Genomic DNA, 14,513 nt, shown 5'->3' on the forward strand with positions numbered 1-14,513 from the left:
CTCGCAAAGTTAGAACGCTTCGTATTGCGAGTGGGCGCGCCAATAGCGCATGGCTTTTGCGCTTCGCTGGGCCGCCGTCGAAGGTCAGGTGCAGCAGTTCGGCCCGGGCCTCGCTCACGAAAGTGGACGACGCCCGGCGTCCGTCTACATCAGATTCGGCGGACGTCCTTCACCCGCCCATGCTCCATCTCGACGATCATATTGCAGAGGTCGTCGATGATGTCCTTGTTATGGGACGCAAGCACCAGAATGTCCGCATTACCGACGAACTTGGTCATATGTGCTTCCGCCTTCTTGACGAACGATGCATCGCCGACGCTCAGCCATTCGTCCATGAGCAGCACATCCGCATGCATGCTCGTCACGATCGCGAACGCGAGTCGCAGCACCATCCCGCTCGAATACGTGCGAACGGGCATCTGCAGATAATCTCCGAGTTCCGAGAACTCCGCGATTTGCGGCGTCAGTCGCACCATCTCCGCCTTCGACGCGCCCAGAATGAGACCGCGAAGCACGATGTTCTCGTAGCCGGTAGCTTCGTAATCCAGCCCCAGCGTGAGGTCGAGCAGGCTGGTCACTCGGCCCTTCGAGCAAAACCGGCCCGTCGTCGGCTCGTAGATGCCCGCCAGCATGCGCAACAGCGTCGTCTTGCCCGCGCCATTATGGCCAACGAGGCCGACCCTATCGCCCGCCTTGATCTCCAGCGTTACATCCCGCAGCGCCTCGACAACTGTGAGCTTCCGGCTATTCGCCGCGATGCGTCCGCCAGTGGCGGCGGACAGAACCATTTGTTTCAGCGATCGGTTGCTGGCTCCATAGACCGGCAGGTTAAGGCTGCAGTTACTTAAGCTAAGAAAGGCCATGCTTTAGATCCAGAAAGCGATGCGCGAGCGGAAACGGATGAACAGCGGGATGGCGATCGCGAACAGCACCGCGATGCACGCCGCTGCCCCCTCGTACAACGACGCGTCCGGCACAGGGCCATAAAGCGGTCCGCGCACGAGTTGGATAAAAATGTACAGTGGGTTCCACTCGGCGAAATAGGCGCGGTGCCCGAGCGCGTTCGGCTTCCAGAAGATCGGCGTGAGGAAGAAGGCCAGTTGAACCACGCTCCCCACGATCGGCTGCATATCCCTGAAACGCGCGCAGAAGATTCCCAGAATGAGCGAAAGCGGAACTGCGGCGATGGCAATAAGGAGCAGGCCGGGGATGGCCATCAGCCATTCGACCTTCGGAGAGATGCTGAGATACAGCATCACCGGGATGTACGCCAATATGTTATGAGCGAAGAACAGAAAGTTGCGGTAGACACTGCGGAAGATATGCAACGTCAGCGGCAAACGCACCGACCGCACAATGCTGTCCGCGCCCGTGAAGACGATGCATCCCTCCAGAATCAACGTGGAAACGAGCCCCCACGTAATAATGCCGAGCGCGAGGTACGGCACGAAATCTTCAGTGCTGAAGTTGAGCAGCGCACCGTAAAGCGGGCCCATTGCCGCAATCGTCACGGCCATCGTCAAGGTAATCCACAATGGTCCCAGGACCGAGCGGCGATAGCGTTGCCTGATGTCCTGCCAAGCCAAGGTCGACCAGATGGGAAAGGCCTTGATGCCGTCGACGAGGTCGCGCAGGGCGCGTGAGGCTCGACCCTCTACCGGCATGTTGGAAGTGTCTTGCATGTGAGCCTGTTTCCTCCTGAATGCTTAAAAGTCCGCGAGCTGCGACGAACCGCGCGTGAACACGGGGTCACCTGCCTCCAGTAGCGACGTTTCGCGGATAAGGCCACACATTGTAAGTGGGGGATGGCGGTTTCCAACGACGCCGCCAACTCAAGGCGACTGAGCGACCGTCCTATGGTTGCGCAGGTTTGCTGAAACCAAAATTCTACCTCAGTCGTCCGGTCGGCCGTCCGCCAAAACCTCTGAAGCTATACTACAAGGTTTGAGCCGAATTCTTCCCGGAGCGTCCCTTATGCCGAAGGACAATGACAACACGTCGCGGTCGCAACCTAGCGGCGACATCGCAGCAACATCGGCAGAGCAGGTCGCCAGCCAGGAACGAGTCACGGCCGAAGGCGAATACATCGCTGGCGAACAGAAGGCCGCGAGTCGTCACGACCCGCAGAATGTGATTGCGGCCCAAGAGCGCACCATCGCGCGGCTCCAGGCCGATCTACAGGCCATGCGCGATTCAATGTCGTGGCGAGTGACGGCGCCGCTCAGGATCGGCGTGACTCGCATGCGGCGCTTGCAGAGGGCATTGGACTCCGTCTCACAGCATCTGCGCATGCGTGGAGGCGTCGGGCCCGCGCTGACACACTATCACGCGATTCTTCGAAAAGAGGGCTTCGACGGCGTGCGCCGCCGGGCTGTCCGCATCTTGCAACCTACTGCGGGGGACACGTCTCCCGAGGCGTACGCGGCATGGATCCGTCGCCATGACAGCATCGATGCGGCGAAACGAGCGGAACTAACGGCAGCCGTCGGCCAGTTGAAGTCCCAGCCGCTCATCTCCGTCCTCGTGCCGGTCTATAACAGCGACTTGCAACTCCTGACCGAGATGATTCAGTCAGTCCGCTCGCAGATCTACCCGCACTGGGAGCTTTGCCTTGCCGACGACGCTTCGACGAAACCGGAGATTCGCCCGTATCTGGAGCGACTCGCGTCCGAGGATGCGCGCATCAAAGTCGTGTTTCGCGAGCGCAATGGTCATATCTCCGAGGCAAGCAACAGCGCACTCGGGATTGCGACCGGAGCTTTCATCGCCCTGCTCGACCATGACGATATCCTGCCCGAGCACGCCCTGTTCATGGTCGTGAAGGCGATCAACGAGCATCCCAAGGCGCGACTCTTCTATAGCGACGAAGACAAGATCGAACTCGACGGCACCCGGAAAGCGCCTTACTTCAAAAGCGACTTCAACCAGGAGCTTTTCCTCGCGCAGAACCTTTTCTCGCATCTCGGCGTGTATGAAGCGGCACTGATCAGGCAAGTCGGCGGATTCCGGCGAGGGTTCGAGGGTAGCCAGGATCACGACCTCGCGTTGCGTTGTATCGAGGCCGCCGGAAGCGAGGCGGTTCATCACATTCCCCACGTGCTATATCACTGGAGAGTCACGCCCGAAAGCACAGCAAGCAAGGGAGGCGCCAAGCCGTATGCGCTGGAGGCAGGGATTCGGGCGGTCAATGAACACCTGGCGCGCATCGGTATCGACGGCAAGGCGGAGCGCCAAGGGCCGGACATCGATCTGATTCGTGTTCGCTATGGCGTGCCGACGCCGGCACCGTTGCTTTCGATCATCATCCCTACGCGGGACGGGGTAGAGTTACTTCGCCAATGCATCGAGAGCATCTTCGCCAAGAGCACCTATCCGCGCTTCGAGGTGATCGTAGTCGACAACGGCAGCGTCAAGACAGAGACCTTTCAATACTTCGATAGCCTCCGCGTCCGGCCTAACGTGCGAGTGCTCAGAGACGACCGGCCCTTCAACTTTTCGGCATTGAACAACGGAGCGGTCGCGCAGGCGAATGGCGAATTCATCTGCCTGCTGAACAACGACATCGAAGTTCTTTCGCCCGACTGGATGGAAGAAATGGTATCGCTCGCCGCTCAGCCGGGGAACGGTGCAGTCGGTGCTTGCCTCTGGTATCCCAACGACACATTGCAACATGGCGGAATCATTCTCGGCCTCGGGGGAATCGCCGGGCATATGCATTACAAAGCTCCGCGCCATGCCTTTGGCTATTTCGGCCGCGCCGTGTCGACTCAAAATCTTTCAGCGGTCACCGCAGCCTGCCTTGTCATCCGCAAATCCATATACGAGGCCGTGGGTGGATTGGACGAGGAACTGGCGGTCGCATTCAACGATGTAGACTTTTGCATTCGAGTACGCGAAGCGGGCTATCGGAACGTATGGACGCCGCATGCATCGCTGTACCATCACGAGTCCGCTACGCGCGGCTCCGACATGGCGCCCGAGAAAGCCAAGCGTTTCATGAGCGAAATCGGGTGGATGGAAAGCCGTTGGGGAGAATTGCTAATGCGCGATCCGTTCTACAACCCCAATCTCACGCTGGAAACTTCCGGGCAGCCGTTCGAATTGGCAAGAGAGCCGCGGATCGGGCAATTCGAATGCTAAATCACCCGATTTTCAGCATGCGATGATTGGTGTACTCAGTCGCTGCTGGGTATAACGACCGCGTGGCAGAAAAAATCCAGGTTGGTCAACATGAAGTCGGTGACGAAATAACGATGTTTCAAGCTAAAGATTTTCCGTGTGTGTGGCTCACAGGCCTTTCGGGCGCCGGCAAGTCCACGATCGCTAATGGACTGATCGCTGTTTTGCGAGAAAGCGGCCAGGCGGCGCTTCTACTCGATGGAGACGTATTGCGTAACGGGCTGAGCCGCGACCTGTCTTTTTCTGTGCAGGATCGCGCCGAGAACATACGGCGCGCCGCAGAGATTGCGCGCCTCGCGGCCGATGCCGGGATCGTTCCGGTGGTTGCGCTTATTTCGCCGTTGCGGTCCGAACGCGCACGCGCAAAGGAGATCGTCGGCGACAGTCGCTTTATCGAAATTTTCGTCGACACGCCGTTGACATTATGTGAGGCACGGGATCCGAAGGGTCTGTACGTGCAGGCGCGCAAGGGCGCCATCAAGGAATTCACCGGAATCAGCAGCCCCTACGAAGCGCCGGAATCCCCAGACGTACATCTGTCGACTGAGGGCTCCAGCCCCGATCAGTGCGTTCAAGCGATCATGAACCACCTGGCTCGCCGCACCCGCAAAAACTAGCGCTGAATCAAGCGGTCTGATTCACCGGATCCGCTTGGCGGTTCTCCTCGACTTTTGCCTGCGTATCCGCGACGACGTCATGCAAACCGGCGGCGTCGTCTTGTGAGACTGACGTTTCGTCGGTCGTCCCGTAGAAGTTTGCCGTCGCGAGCAATCGATAGTCGTCTGCGAATCGCTTCTGGATTAGATCCACGAGGTAAGGGTCGCGGAAGCTCTCGGGCGACGGATATTGACCGCACACCATCTTGAAGCCGACGAAGGCTTCCCCAGGCACGTCGAATACGTCTTCCCCGATATTGAGTTGTGAATGCGTCGCATGCGGCGCGAAGTTCCGCAACTCGATGGATCGAAGCAGAGGATGCATCTTCCATTGGTCTTCGAGTCGGCGCATCTCGAGGACGACGCTGGGTTGCTCACCGCCAAGGAACGACGACTGGCTGCGCCAGTGCATATCCAGTTGTTCGTCCGGAAAGGACGCGAGGTGCACCACGAATTCGCGGAAAGTGATGGAAGTGCGCCAATCCGGACGTTGGCGCTTTCTTTGCGCGCGCCACACGTAATCGAGCAGTTCGTGAACGAACAACTCTTCCGCGAGTATGTCCGTCAGTTTGTTCAGATACGCGGAAACCGCGCGCTCGAAAGGATCGCGCAACACTGCGATGCACGGCCAGTCTTTCGCCCCTTCTTGTGCGGCTTCGAAGCGGGCACCGAACTGATGCGGATGCGCCCCATTAATGACGGAATGCCCGAGGCTGTTCATAACCGTCGAACACGCGTTTTTGGGGATGCGGATGAACCTGAGCTTGTGCTCGGGAAAGTAGAGGATAGTCATTGCCGATAGCCTTCGCGTTTTTACTAATGCGAGTCTACATAATCGGCGGCTTTCCTGCTTTATCAGATATTACGAAAGGGCCCATTCGCTTGGCCCATCCGTCGCGGATGCCGCGCGCGGACATCCGCACGTGGCGAGAACCGTCCGGGATAAAAAATGCGTAAATGAGCAATCTGAAAGGAAGTTTGACCGCTTCGGTCGTCTTCCATGTCAAAGGTACGTCTCGACGACGAAGGAGGTAGATTGCGTTACGAAACAAATAGTAATGGCGAAGCGGAGAATGCATTGGATAGTTTCGCCCGAGGACACGAACCGGCGCCTCCCCCAATTCATGAACCATTCTCACCCAGGGCAGCCCCAATAACCGGTACCCTCGCGTACGGGCGCGCATGCACCATTCCGTGTCGACGAAATCAATAAAGAGACCGTCGTCCATTGGACCGATCTCATCCCACAGCCTCAAATTAATGCACGATCCGGAGCTTATTAGGAAATCGACATCGATTGGCGAATTACCGGTCGGCTCTACGCGCTGGAGCCTGAAATAACCGAAGCGAACGAACGGCGCAACTCCGCGCAGGCGTGGATCTTCGTAAGCTGGGCCGACAAGCGCCACTTTGGCGTCGAGACCACGCGATGCATCCAGCGCGCGGTACAACTCGTCGATCAGTGACTCGGTGACGGAACTGTCCTGGTCAAACAAAATCGCCGCGTCGTGACCACGCTTTCGTAATTCCGCGACGCCCTGATTGATCGCCGTCGCAATGCCGACGTTTGCGCCGTTGGCCACATAGACGACGCCGGAGTTCAGCTTGGCTGCAACGTCGCCGTTCAGGTCGGACAAGGGCGTATTGTCGACGACGACGCACTCGCACCATTGCGCGATAGCATTGGCGCGTGCGATGCATTCGGAGTCGGGGTGATAGAAGACGACGACCGCGCCGCAGTGGGCGATCATCGCTGGCTTATGCAGAGCGCGAGCGCCTCTCGCCAATCCTGTGGCACCGTGCCGAAGGTCGCGCGCAGCTTCGAGGTATCTAGCCGGGAGTTAGCAGGACGCACCGCGCGAGCGGGATATTCCGCGCTTGTGATGGGGCGCAGGCGCGCCTTATCGAGATTCGCCAACTCGAAGATTGCCTGCGCGAAGCCGAACCACGACGTCTCGCCCGCCGCAGCGAAATGGTATAAGCCGGCGTGTTCGTCGCCCCATTCGGGACGCGCGAGTGCTTGAGCCAACACCTGACTTGTCATTGCAGCAATCGTGGACGCGCATGTCGGCGCGCCAATCTGATCGGATACGATCGAGAGCTCGTCGCGTTCGGTCGCGAGGCGCAGCATCGTTGTGAGGAAGTTCTGGCCGCGATTGCTGTACACCCAGCTCGTACGGAAGACCAGATGGCGACACCCGCTCGCCGCGACTGCCTGCTCCCCTTCCAGCTTGGTGCGTCCGTAGACGTTCTGCGGATTGGGCTCATCCTCTTCCGTATAGGCGCCTGCCTTCCGGCCGTCGAACACATAATCGGTCGAAAACTGAACCAGCAGCGCGCCGAGTTTTTTTGCCTCTTCGGCCATGACCGCCGGCGCGTGTGCATTGACGTCGGCCGCCGTCGCCGTTTCCAGTTCGGCTTTGTCGACGGCTGTATACGCTGCCGGATTGACGATCACCGCCGGGCGGAACTCGCTCACTACTTGACGAATGCTGTCAGGGTCGGACAGATCCATTACCGATCGGTCGGCAGCGACGATCCGCCCCAATCCTTGCAGCGAACGCAGCAGCTCGAAGCCGAGCTGGCCGCGCACGCCGGTCACCAGAATCACCCTATCCGAAGACGCCATTCTCTCGATCCCACAATCTAGTCTTTCACAGTTCGCATTCACTGGACACGCGGTAGCAGAACGCTACAGCCGCCTTGACCTCTTGATCTCAGAGCGGTGACACGACGAAAGGCGGCATTTCTCCGCCTTCGCGCGCCAGCTTGAGGAAGAGGTCAGCGGTTTCCAGCGCCTCGCGGATAGTTACGTCCATGTCGAGGTAACGGTAAGTACCCAGCCGCCCGATGAAAGTGACATTTCTCTCCGAAGCGGCCAGCTCGACGTATTGACCCAGAATCTTCTGCTCTTCGACGAGACGGATCGGGTAGTACGGTGTTTCGTCCGGCTGGCAGAGGCTGCTGTACTCCTTGAACGCGATAGTCTTGTCGTGCTGTTCCCAGGGCGCGAAATGTTTGTGCTCCGAGATTCGAGTGTAAGGAACGCTCTCTTCCGGGTAGCTCATCACCGCACAGCCTTGATAGTCGCCTACATCCCGAATCGGTTCGAACTTCAGCGTGCGGTAGCCCAAGCGCCCGAACTTGTGTTCGAACCAGCTATCCAGCGGGCCGCTGAAGAAAACGTGGTCACTGGCGGCCGCATCACTGCGGGAGAACTTGGTGTTCAATTGAACGGTTATGTTGTTGTGCTTCAGAATGCCTTCGACGATGTGCGTATAACCGTTCTTTGGAATGCCCTGGTATTTGTGATTGAAGTAGTTGTCGTCGTAATTGAAGCGCACAGGCAGCCGCTTCAGCACCGATGCGGGCAGCTCGCTCGGTGGCAGGCCCCATTGCTTGATAGGGTAGCCGCGGAAGAAGGCGTGATAGAGTTCCTCGCCGAGAAATTTTAGCGCCTGTTGCTCGAAGCTGACCGCAACGTCGATTGACTTGTCCGCTTTCTCGGCGATAAACGCTTCAGCTTCGCGAGGACTCAGCGTCTTCGAAAAGAACTGGTTGATTGTGTGAAGGTTGATTGGCAGGCCATACACCGCGCCCCCCGTCGTCGCCTTCACCCGCGTGATGTACGGCATCATCTCGTCGTACCGCTGGATGTACGCCCACACACGCTCGTTGTCGGTGTGAAAAATGTGCGGCCCATGCACGTGCACGTTGACGCCAGTCTCTTCGTCTCGCTCAGTGTGGCAATTGCCCGCAACGTGATCGCGCGATTCGAGCACGGTCACGCGGAAACCCTGCTCCGCCAACTCGCGCGCTATGACGGCACCCGAAAAGCCCGCACCTACAATTAGAATATTCCGTGTCATTTCTCGCCTCCTGCGATCACAAACGCTTCTCGAGCGCGACGGCCGTATTCCACAGACGGCGCCGCATGAATCCGGGCATGGAGCGCCAGATTCGCGATGCCATCCAGCGAGTCGCCGTGGTCTTCCTTGCGGAAGTCGCCGTCTTCGGGCCAGCATTAACCATGCGCGCCAATACGCGTTCATACCACGGCGTCAGGCGAAGGTAGTACCAGTAGTAATGCGCGAAGAAGGAGTCGAAGTTATCCCACGGCTTCTGTCCGCCCGCATAGTGAATGATAGAGGGCGCCTGAATGGAGCGTTCGTACTCGCGATTCAGGGCATCCGGCAATACACCGCCGAGTTCGGCCGGCAGGCTGACGCAATTCCAGTTGGAACTCAGGTACTTCACGTCACGCGCAAGGTGTTTGTTGAGCACGTCCTGGTCCAGAAACCAGTAACGCCTGTTCCGAAGATCCGCGATCATCTTCTCACTCATGTTCAGAGCGCGCAGCTTTTCGAGGTCGAACAGGATGACGCCTGCCTGGAAGTAGTTGCCGTGATCATCGCCGAGCCCGAGATAGTCCGACAAGTACTTCATGCTCGGCTTGCCGCCGAGCGTGGCGATGGAAGGGACGCCCTGGACCACGAACGCCCGCATGATGAGGTCGCGCACCGCCGCGATGGATTTCCCTCCGAGGTCGGTATCGAACACCTTGCTCACGTCGTCGAGCACGACGACATCGGTATCGAGAAACAGCAGTCGCGGCCGGTCGAGCACGATGTCCGGCAGCGCGAGGCGGTAGAACGTGGCGCGCGTGAAGTACATGTGCGCTTCGATGTCGAGAAACTGCATCGACATATCGATGAACGAGATCCGCGCGTGCGGGTGCAGCCGCTCCAGCATGCGCAGGCCGTGCCGGTCATCGTCAGTGATACCGCCGTCAAGAATAAGAAAATCGATGAACCGGGAACGGCTCGCATTCGAAAAGACGGACGCGATGAGTGCCGCCATATGCGACACGTAATTGTGATCAGTCGCCGCGACAATCGACACAAGCGGCAAATCGGACTGCGGTACTGGCGGACAAAGCGCATACGGCTTCGTGTCTCGGACAAATACGCGACGCAGGTACCGCACCTTCAGCGTCGGACGGGTGCGCAAAACATGCGTGGCGAAAACGCCCATCATGCGTTCCGCAATGTAGCCTATTGCCCGGCACTCTGACGCGTCGTAGCCCGTCGTATCGATTTTCCCTTCCAGTTCCGAGAGAATCTTGAAGAGCCACTGCGAATACTCTTCGAATATCTCCCGTCTGAAGACGAACATATTGGTGAAGAATCCGGCTTCTGAATTCATCACCGTCTTGAAGTCCGGGTAAAACTCCGGACACGTCGCGTTAATGATCTCGCCCGCGCGCTCGAGATCCTCGATATGGTGTGCCGGCGCCGACTTGTAATGCTCGTAAATGGTCTTGCTGCCGGACGGCGAAACGTTCCAAGGCTCCGGCAAGATCATGTCGTAACCTTCGACGCATTCGCGGATCGCATCGTCATTCAGACCATAGCGATCGAGCATCTCCTTCGTGAATCGCTCTTCAACCACCACGCCGGCTGCATCCACGACGCGATTCTTCAATTCGGGATAAAAATCGAACAGACGACGGTAGTGCATGAATCCGACGTAGTCGGATGTCTTGTCGTTCTTCCAGACCCAATACTGCCCGGTCAGTTCGCAATATGCCGGATTCTTGGCCGACATGTTGTCGCCCGCGTCGTCGCCCAGCATGGGCAGACGGTGCTTCGCTATGGCGCGCCCCGTCTGAATGGGCACCAGGGATTCGGTCTCCAGCAGATGTGCCGAATTGAAATAGTTGATATAGATCGAGATTTTCATTGTTGCTTCAGAAGAACGTCGGCACTGACTGCCGTGCCGCCGGCACCGCAGGATCTAGTTATTAGGTTCAGCGACTCTGCAAGACTTGCGTCTGCTTTCTGGCCCATTCCAGCGTGCGGCCAATGCCCTCCGTGATGGAAACCTTCGGAGACCATCCCAGGCGCTGCTTCGCTTTCGAAATATCCAGGACATTAATGGGCTGATCGACCTTGCGCGACGGCGTGTAGTTGACCTGGAAGTCGAGGCCACACTCGTTCTTGAGCAGATCAACGATTTGCGCGAGGCTAAGACCAACACCGGAACCGATGTTGAAGACGTCGTTGCGCGCTTCGCTCGTGGCGGCTATCCCGATCGCTCTGATCACATCGGCGATATACACATAATCCCGCACCACGGAACCGTCGCCCCAAATCTCCAGCGGGGCGTTCGAGAGTATCTTGCCGATGAAATTCGCAATCACGCCCTGATTGGCGTGCAGGCGCTGCCCGACGCCATAGGGATTCGCAAGGCGAATGACGTTGTATTCGAGGTCGTGGAGCTTTTGATACAGCGACAGATAATGCTCGACGGTCTTTTTGACGATACCGTAAGAGCACGAGGGAGCGCCGTGCATGTCCTCGGTGATCGGGACGGAGTGCGGGCCGCCGTAGACGGTTCCGCCCGAGGAAAGGTACACGATGCGCGCTACGCCGGATTGGCGCATGGCTTCGAGCAACTGGATGGTCCCGATGAGGTTCGTCTCGATGTCGAACGTCACCTTGTCGTTCGAGTTCGCCGGGCCGACACTCGATGCCAGATGGAAACAGACATCGACATCGACGAGGGAGTTCTGCATCACGACGGGATCGAAATACTTGCCGTAGATCGTCGTGACGTTCTCGGGTGGAAGCGGAATACAGGGCACCGCTCCCTCGATATCGACGATCTTGACGTGCCAGCCCTCAGAGACCAGATAGTTAGCCAGATGAGAGCCGATGAAGCCGAATCCGCCCGTAATGAGTGCGTTCATCTCAAGTTCCGTTTGCGCGCCTTATGGTCTGCCGCGTCGGCACGCTGTCAAAGTTCACTGCTCCCTGTTCTCATCGAAGACCAGGATCCCCGTCGAAAGACGGCCGGGTGGCTCCGCATGCCGCTTCTGTGCGCGGTCGGTGAGCATGGTAAATGCCTCAGCCAAACAGGTCAGTCGAAGACTTCGGCATCCAGGAACGCTTTGCCGGCTGCATCCTTGGCCGCGAGCATCGGCTCGAAGTCGATGGGCCACTCGATGCCGATAGTCGGATCGTCCCAGCGAATGCAGCGCTCGTGCTCGGGATACCAGAAATCCGTTGTCTTGTAGAGAAATTCCGCGGCTTCCGTGAGTACGACGAACCCATGTGCGAAGCCAGGCGGAACCCACAATTGACGATGATTCTCGGCGCTGAGTCGTACTCCTGTCCATTTCCCGAAGCTTGGGGAACTGCGGCGAATGTCGACAGCAACGTCGAATACCTCTCCTTCGACTACCCGGACTAGTTTGCCTTGGGGATGCTTTATCTGGAAGTGCATGCCGCGCAACACTCCACGCGCCGACCGCGAGTGATTGTCTTGCACGAACGTCACGCCGGGCTGGACATGCTCCGCGAACTCGCGGGCATTGAAGCTCTCGTAAAAGAAGCCGCGCGCGTCGCCGAACACTGCCGGTTCGACGATTTTGACATCCGGCAGCGACGTGGCGCTTACTGTGATGGTCATGCGACTTTGTCGGTAGAGAGGTTTCGAAGGTATTGACCGTAAGCGTTCTTCGCCAGCGGGGCCGCCAGCGCAAGTAACTGCTCCGTAGTGATCCAGTTGGATCGATAAGCAATTTCTTCTGGACACGCGACGACGAGTCCCTGACGCTTTTGCAGCGTCGCGATGAAGGTTGCCGCTTCGATCAGTGAATCATGCGTGCCCGTATCGAGCCACGCATAGCCGCGTCCCATGATCTCGACGTCCAGTTTCTGCTCTTCCAGATAGCGCAGATTGACGTCTGTTATTTCGAGTTCGCCTCGCGGCGACGGTTTGATATCCGACGCAATGTCGCAAACCTTGTTGTCGTAGAAATACAAGCCCGTTACTGCGTAATTCGAGCGCGGCTTCGCCGGCTTCTCTTCGATCGAAAGCGCGCGAAACTGCTCGTCGAATTCGACGACGCCGTAGCGTTCCGGATCATGCACGTGATATGCAAATACCGTTGCACCGTCTGTCCGCGCATCGGCGCTCGCCAGCTGCTTGGCGAGATCGTGACCATAGAAGATGTTGTCGCCCAAAATGAGCGCGGAAGGATCGTTGCCCACGAATTCCTTGCCGATGATGAACGCCTGCGCCAGCCCGTCAGGCGAAGGCTGCACGGCATACTGGATATTCATGCCCCACTGGCTGCCATCGCCGAGCATCGACTCGAAGCGGGGCGTATCCTGCGGCGTCGAGATGACGAGCACGTCCCGAATGCCCGCAATCATCAACGTCGACAGCGGGTAATAAATCATCGGCTTGTCGTACACGGGCAGCAGTTGCTTCGATACCGCATGCGTGATCGGATAGAGCCGCGTGCCGGAACCGCCGGCGAGAATAATGCCTTTGCGCGCCATGCCCTGCTCCTTATGCCCGCTGCGCGTAATTCGTCTCGACCCACTTCCGGTATTCGCCGGAAGCGACTTCGTCGGCCCACGCCTGGTTGTCGAGATACCACTGAACGGTCTTCGCGAGACCCGTTTCGAACGTTTCTGCCGGCTTCCAGCCGAGTTCGCGTTCGAGCTTGCGCGCGTCGATCGCGTAACGTCGGTCGTGTCCAGGGCGATCGGTCACATACGTGATCTGATCGCGATACGAACCGCTTGCCTTGGGTTTCTTCTCGTCGAGCAGATCGCAAAGGGTGTGCACGACTTCGAGATTCTTCTTCTCGTTCCAGCCGCCGACGTTATACGTCTCGCCCGGCTTGCCTTTGGCCAACACCTCGCGGATGGCCGCGCAGTGGTCGCCGACATAAAGCCAGTCGCGTACGTTCTGACCGTCGCCGTACACCGGCAGCGGCTTGCCCGCGAGCGCATTTGCAATCATCAACGGGATCAGCTTTTCAGGGAACTGATACGGGCCGTAGTTGTTCGAGCAATTGGTCGTGAGAACCGGCAAGCCGTACGTGTGGTGATACGCCCGCACCAGATGGTCGGAACCCGCTTTGGTCGCGGAATACGGACTGTTCGGCGCGTAAGGCGTGGTTTCGGAGAACTGCGGATCCGTTGCGGACAGCGAACCGAAGACCTCGTCCGTCGAAACGTGCAGGAAACGAAACGCCTTTTTCTCCGATTCGGGGAGCGCGTTCCAATACATGCGCACAGCTTCGAGCAGCGTGAAAGTGCCGACGACGTTCGTCTGCACGAAGTCTGCCGGCCCGTGGATGGAACGATCCACATGACTTTCGGCCGCGAAGTGAACGATGGCGCGCGGCTTGTGCTTCGCGAGCAGTTCGTCCATTGCGGTGCGGTCGCAGATGTCGGCACGCACGAACACGTGACGGGCGTCGTCTTTCAGCGATTTCAACGTGCCGAGATTCCCGGCGTACGTCAACTTGTCGACGTTGAGTACCGGTTCGTCAGAGCCTTCGAGCCAATCCAGGACAAAATTGGCGCCGATGAAACCGGCGCCGCCCGTCGTAAGAATCATAAATACCCTTTGGCTGCTTTCAGTTTGTTGACTGACAGCACACGCGAATATGTGAAAAAAATGCGCATGAGGCGCAAACGCGACGCGCCTTACCGGCATGTGTGACCGACTCACAAGGCAAGGCAGACGTCTGGCAAGCCGCCATTATAAGGCCAGCGAATGCAAAAACTACATGGCTAACAACTTGATACAGCTAGGATTCGCCTCTGGAACGCGTCAAAACAGCGGTGCGGCGACAGGGTTCAACGCGCGCTT

Annotated in this window: 13 protein-coding genes; 2 read left to right on the top strand and 11 right to left on the bottom strand. The window is 58.3% G+C overall.

The annotated features are described in order from the left end of the window. Positions 1-149 precede the first annotated feature (149 nt). Together NCR35_RS12070 and NCR35_RS12075 are read right to left on the bottom strand one after the other, a co-directional pair. On the bottom strand, positions 150-863 hold the full coding sequence (locus NCR35_RS12070) for an ABC transporter ATP-binding protein (RefSeq protein WP_244847092.1): 714 nt from the start codon (positions 861-863) through the stop codon (positions 150-152). 3 nt (positions 864-866) lie between these two features. Continuing rightward, the gene (locus tag NCR35_RS12075; RefSeq protein WP_244847093.1) at positions 867-1,682 is read right to left on the bottom strand and encodes an ABC transporter permease; all 816 of its coding nucleotides are present in this window, start codon (positions 1,680-1,682) and stop codon (positions 867-869) included. Positions 1,683-1,974: 292 nt separating this feature from the next. Between NCR35_RS12075 and NCR35_RS12080 the strand changes: the two genes are divergently transcribed. Together NCR35_RS12080 and cysC are read left to right on the top strand one after the other, a co-directional pair. Continuing rightward, positions 1,975-4,140 (top strand): glycosyltransferase family 2 protein, encoded by a 2,166-nt coding sequence (locus tag NCR35_RS12080; protein WP_250534521.1) that lies wholly within the window; start codon positions 1,975-1,977, stop codon positions 4,138-4,140. Between the two features lie 62 nt (positions 4,141-4,202). Next, positions 4,203-4,796, top strand: a complete 594-nt coding sequence (cysC, locus tag NCR35_RS12085) for an adenylyl-sulfate kinase (RefSeq protein WP_250534522.1) — start codon at positions 4,203-4,205, stop codon at positions 4,794-4,796. 7 nt (positions 4,797-4,803) lie between these two features. On the opposite strand, the gene NCR35_RS12090 is transcribed toward cysC, so the two are convergent. The 9 genes from NCR35_RS12090 to rfbB form a co-directional block, all read right to left on the bottom strand. Then, positions 4,804-5,628, bottom strand: coding sequence for a sulfotransferase family 2 domain-containing protein (locus NCR35_RS12090; protein ID WP_250534523.1), 825 nt, complete (start codon positions 5,626-5,628; stop codon positions 4,804-4,806). Positions 5,629-5,662: 34 nt separating this feature from the next. Further along, positions 5,663-6,586: a glycosyltransferase family 2 protein gene (locus NCR35_RS12095; RefSeq protein ID WP_250534524.1), complete on the bottom strand. Its 924-nt coding sequence runs from the start codon at positions 6,584-6,586 to the stop codon at positions 5,663-5,665. Further along, positions 6,583-7,464, bottom strand: coding sequence for a dTDP-4-dehydrorhamnose reductase (gene rfbD, locus NCR35_RS12100; RefSeq protein ID WP_250534525.1), 882 nt, complete (start codon positions 7,462-7,464; stop codon positions 6,583-6,585). Before rfbD ends, NCR35_RS12095 begins: the two co-directional genes overlap by 4 nt. A gap of 88 nt (positions 7,465-7,552) precedes the next feature. Continuing rightward, the gene (glf, locus tag NCR35_RS12105) at positions 7,553-8,704 is read right to left on the bottom strand and encodes a UDP-galactopyranose mutase (protein ID WP_250534526.1); all 1,152 of its coding nucleotides are present in this window, start codon (positions 8,702-8,704) and stop codon (positions 7,553-7,555) included. 16 nt (positions 8,705-8,720) lie between these two features. After that, a complete protein-coding gene (locus NCR35_RS12110) occupies positions 8,721-10,577 on the bottom strand; it encodes a DUF4422 domain-containing protein (protein WP_250534527.1) in 1,857 nt (618 codons plus the stop codon). Between the two features lie 67 nt (positions 10,578-10,644). Next, the gene (locus NCR35_RS12115; RefSeq protein ID WP_250534528.1) at positions 10,645-11,586 is read right to left on the bottom strand and encodes an NAD-dependent epimerase/dehydratase family protein; all 942 of its coding nucleotides are present in this window, start codon (positions 11,584-11,586) and stop codon (positions 10,645-10,647) included. A 170-nt stretch (positions 11,587-11,756) separates the two neighbouring features. Continuing rightward, positions 11,757-12,308, bottom strand: coding sequence for a dTDP-4-dehydrorhamnose 3,5-epimerase (rfbC, locus tag NCR35_RS12120; RefSeq protein ID WP_244794191.1), 552 nt, complete (start codon positions 12,306-12,308; stop codon positions 11,757-11,759). Continuing rightward, the gene (gene rfbA / locus NCR35_RS12125) at positions 12,305-13,186 is read right to left on the bottom strand and encodes a glucose-1-phosphate thymidylyltransferase RfbA (protein ID WP_244847110.1); all 882 of its coding nucleotides are present in this window, start codon (positions 13,184-13,186) and stop codon (positions 12,305-12,307) included. The genes rfbC and rfbA overlap by 4 nt, the downstream gene beginning before the upstream one ends. Positions 13,187-13,196: 10 nt before the next feature. Continuing rightward, complete coding sequence (gene rfbB, locus NCR35_RS12130) at positions 13,197-14,258, bottom strand: dTDP-glucose 4,6-dehydratase (protein ID WP_250534529.1); 1,062 nt, start codon at positions 14,256-14,258, stop codon at positions 13,197-13,199. Positions 14,259-14,513 lie beyond the last annotated feature (255 nt).

It is taken from the genome of Caballeronia sp. AZ10_KS36, assembly GCF_023631105.1.
GTDB lineage: Bacteria > Pseudomonadota > Gammaproteobacteria > Burkholderiales > Burkholderiaceae > Caballeronia.

Coding starts and splice junctions, on each gene's coding strand:
- rfbD (WP_250534525.1), bottom strand. CDS start 7,464: ATGGCGTCTTCGGATAGGGTGATTCTGGTGACCGGCGTGCGCGGCCAG.
- rfbA (WP_244847110.1), bottom strand. CDS start 13,186: ATGGCGCGCAAAGGCATTATTCTCGCCGGCGGTTCCGGCACGCGGCTC.
- NCR35_RS12080 (WP_250534521.1), top strand. CDS start 1,975: ATGCCGAAGGACAATGACAACACGTCGCGGTCGCAACCTAGCGGCGAC.
- NCR35_RS12070 (WP_244847092.1), bottom strand. CDS start 863: ATGGCCTTTCTTAGCTTAAGTAACTGCAGCCTTAACCTGCCGGTCTAT.
- NCR35_RS12095 (WP_250534524.1), bottom strand. CDS start 6,586: ATGATCGCCCACTGCGGCGCGGTCGTCGTCTTCTATCACCCCGACTCC.
- NCR35_RS12115 (WP_250534528.1), bottom strand. CDS start 11,586: ATGAACGCACTCATTACGGGCGGATTCGGCTTCATCGGCTCTCATCTG.
- NCR35_RS12110 (WP_250534527.1), bottom strand. CDS start 10,577: ATGAAAATCTCGATCTATATCAACTATTTCAATTCGGCACATCTGCTG.
- rfbB (WP_250534529.1), bottom strand. CDS start 14,258: ATGATTCTTACGACGGGCGGCGCCGGTTTCATCGGCGCCAATTTTGTC.
- NCR35_RS12075 (WP_244847093.1), bottom strand. CDS start 1,682: ATGCAAGACACTTCCAACATGCCGGTAGAGGGTCGAGCCTCACGCGCC.
- rfbC (WP_244794191.1), bottom strand. CDS start 12,308: ATGACCATCACAGTAAGCGCCACGTCGCTGCCGGATGTCAAAATCGTC.
- glf (WP_250534526.1), bottom strand. CDS start 8,704: ATGACACGGAATATTCTAATTGTAGGTGCGGGCTTTTCGGGTGCCGTC.
- NCR35_RS12090 (WP_250534523.1), bottom strand. CDS start 5,628: ATGACTATCCTCTACTTTCCCGAGCACAAGCTCAGGTTCATCCGCATC.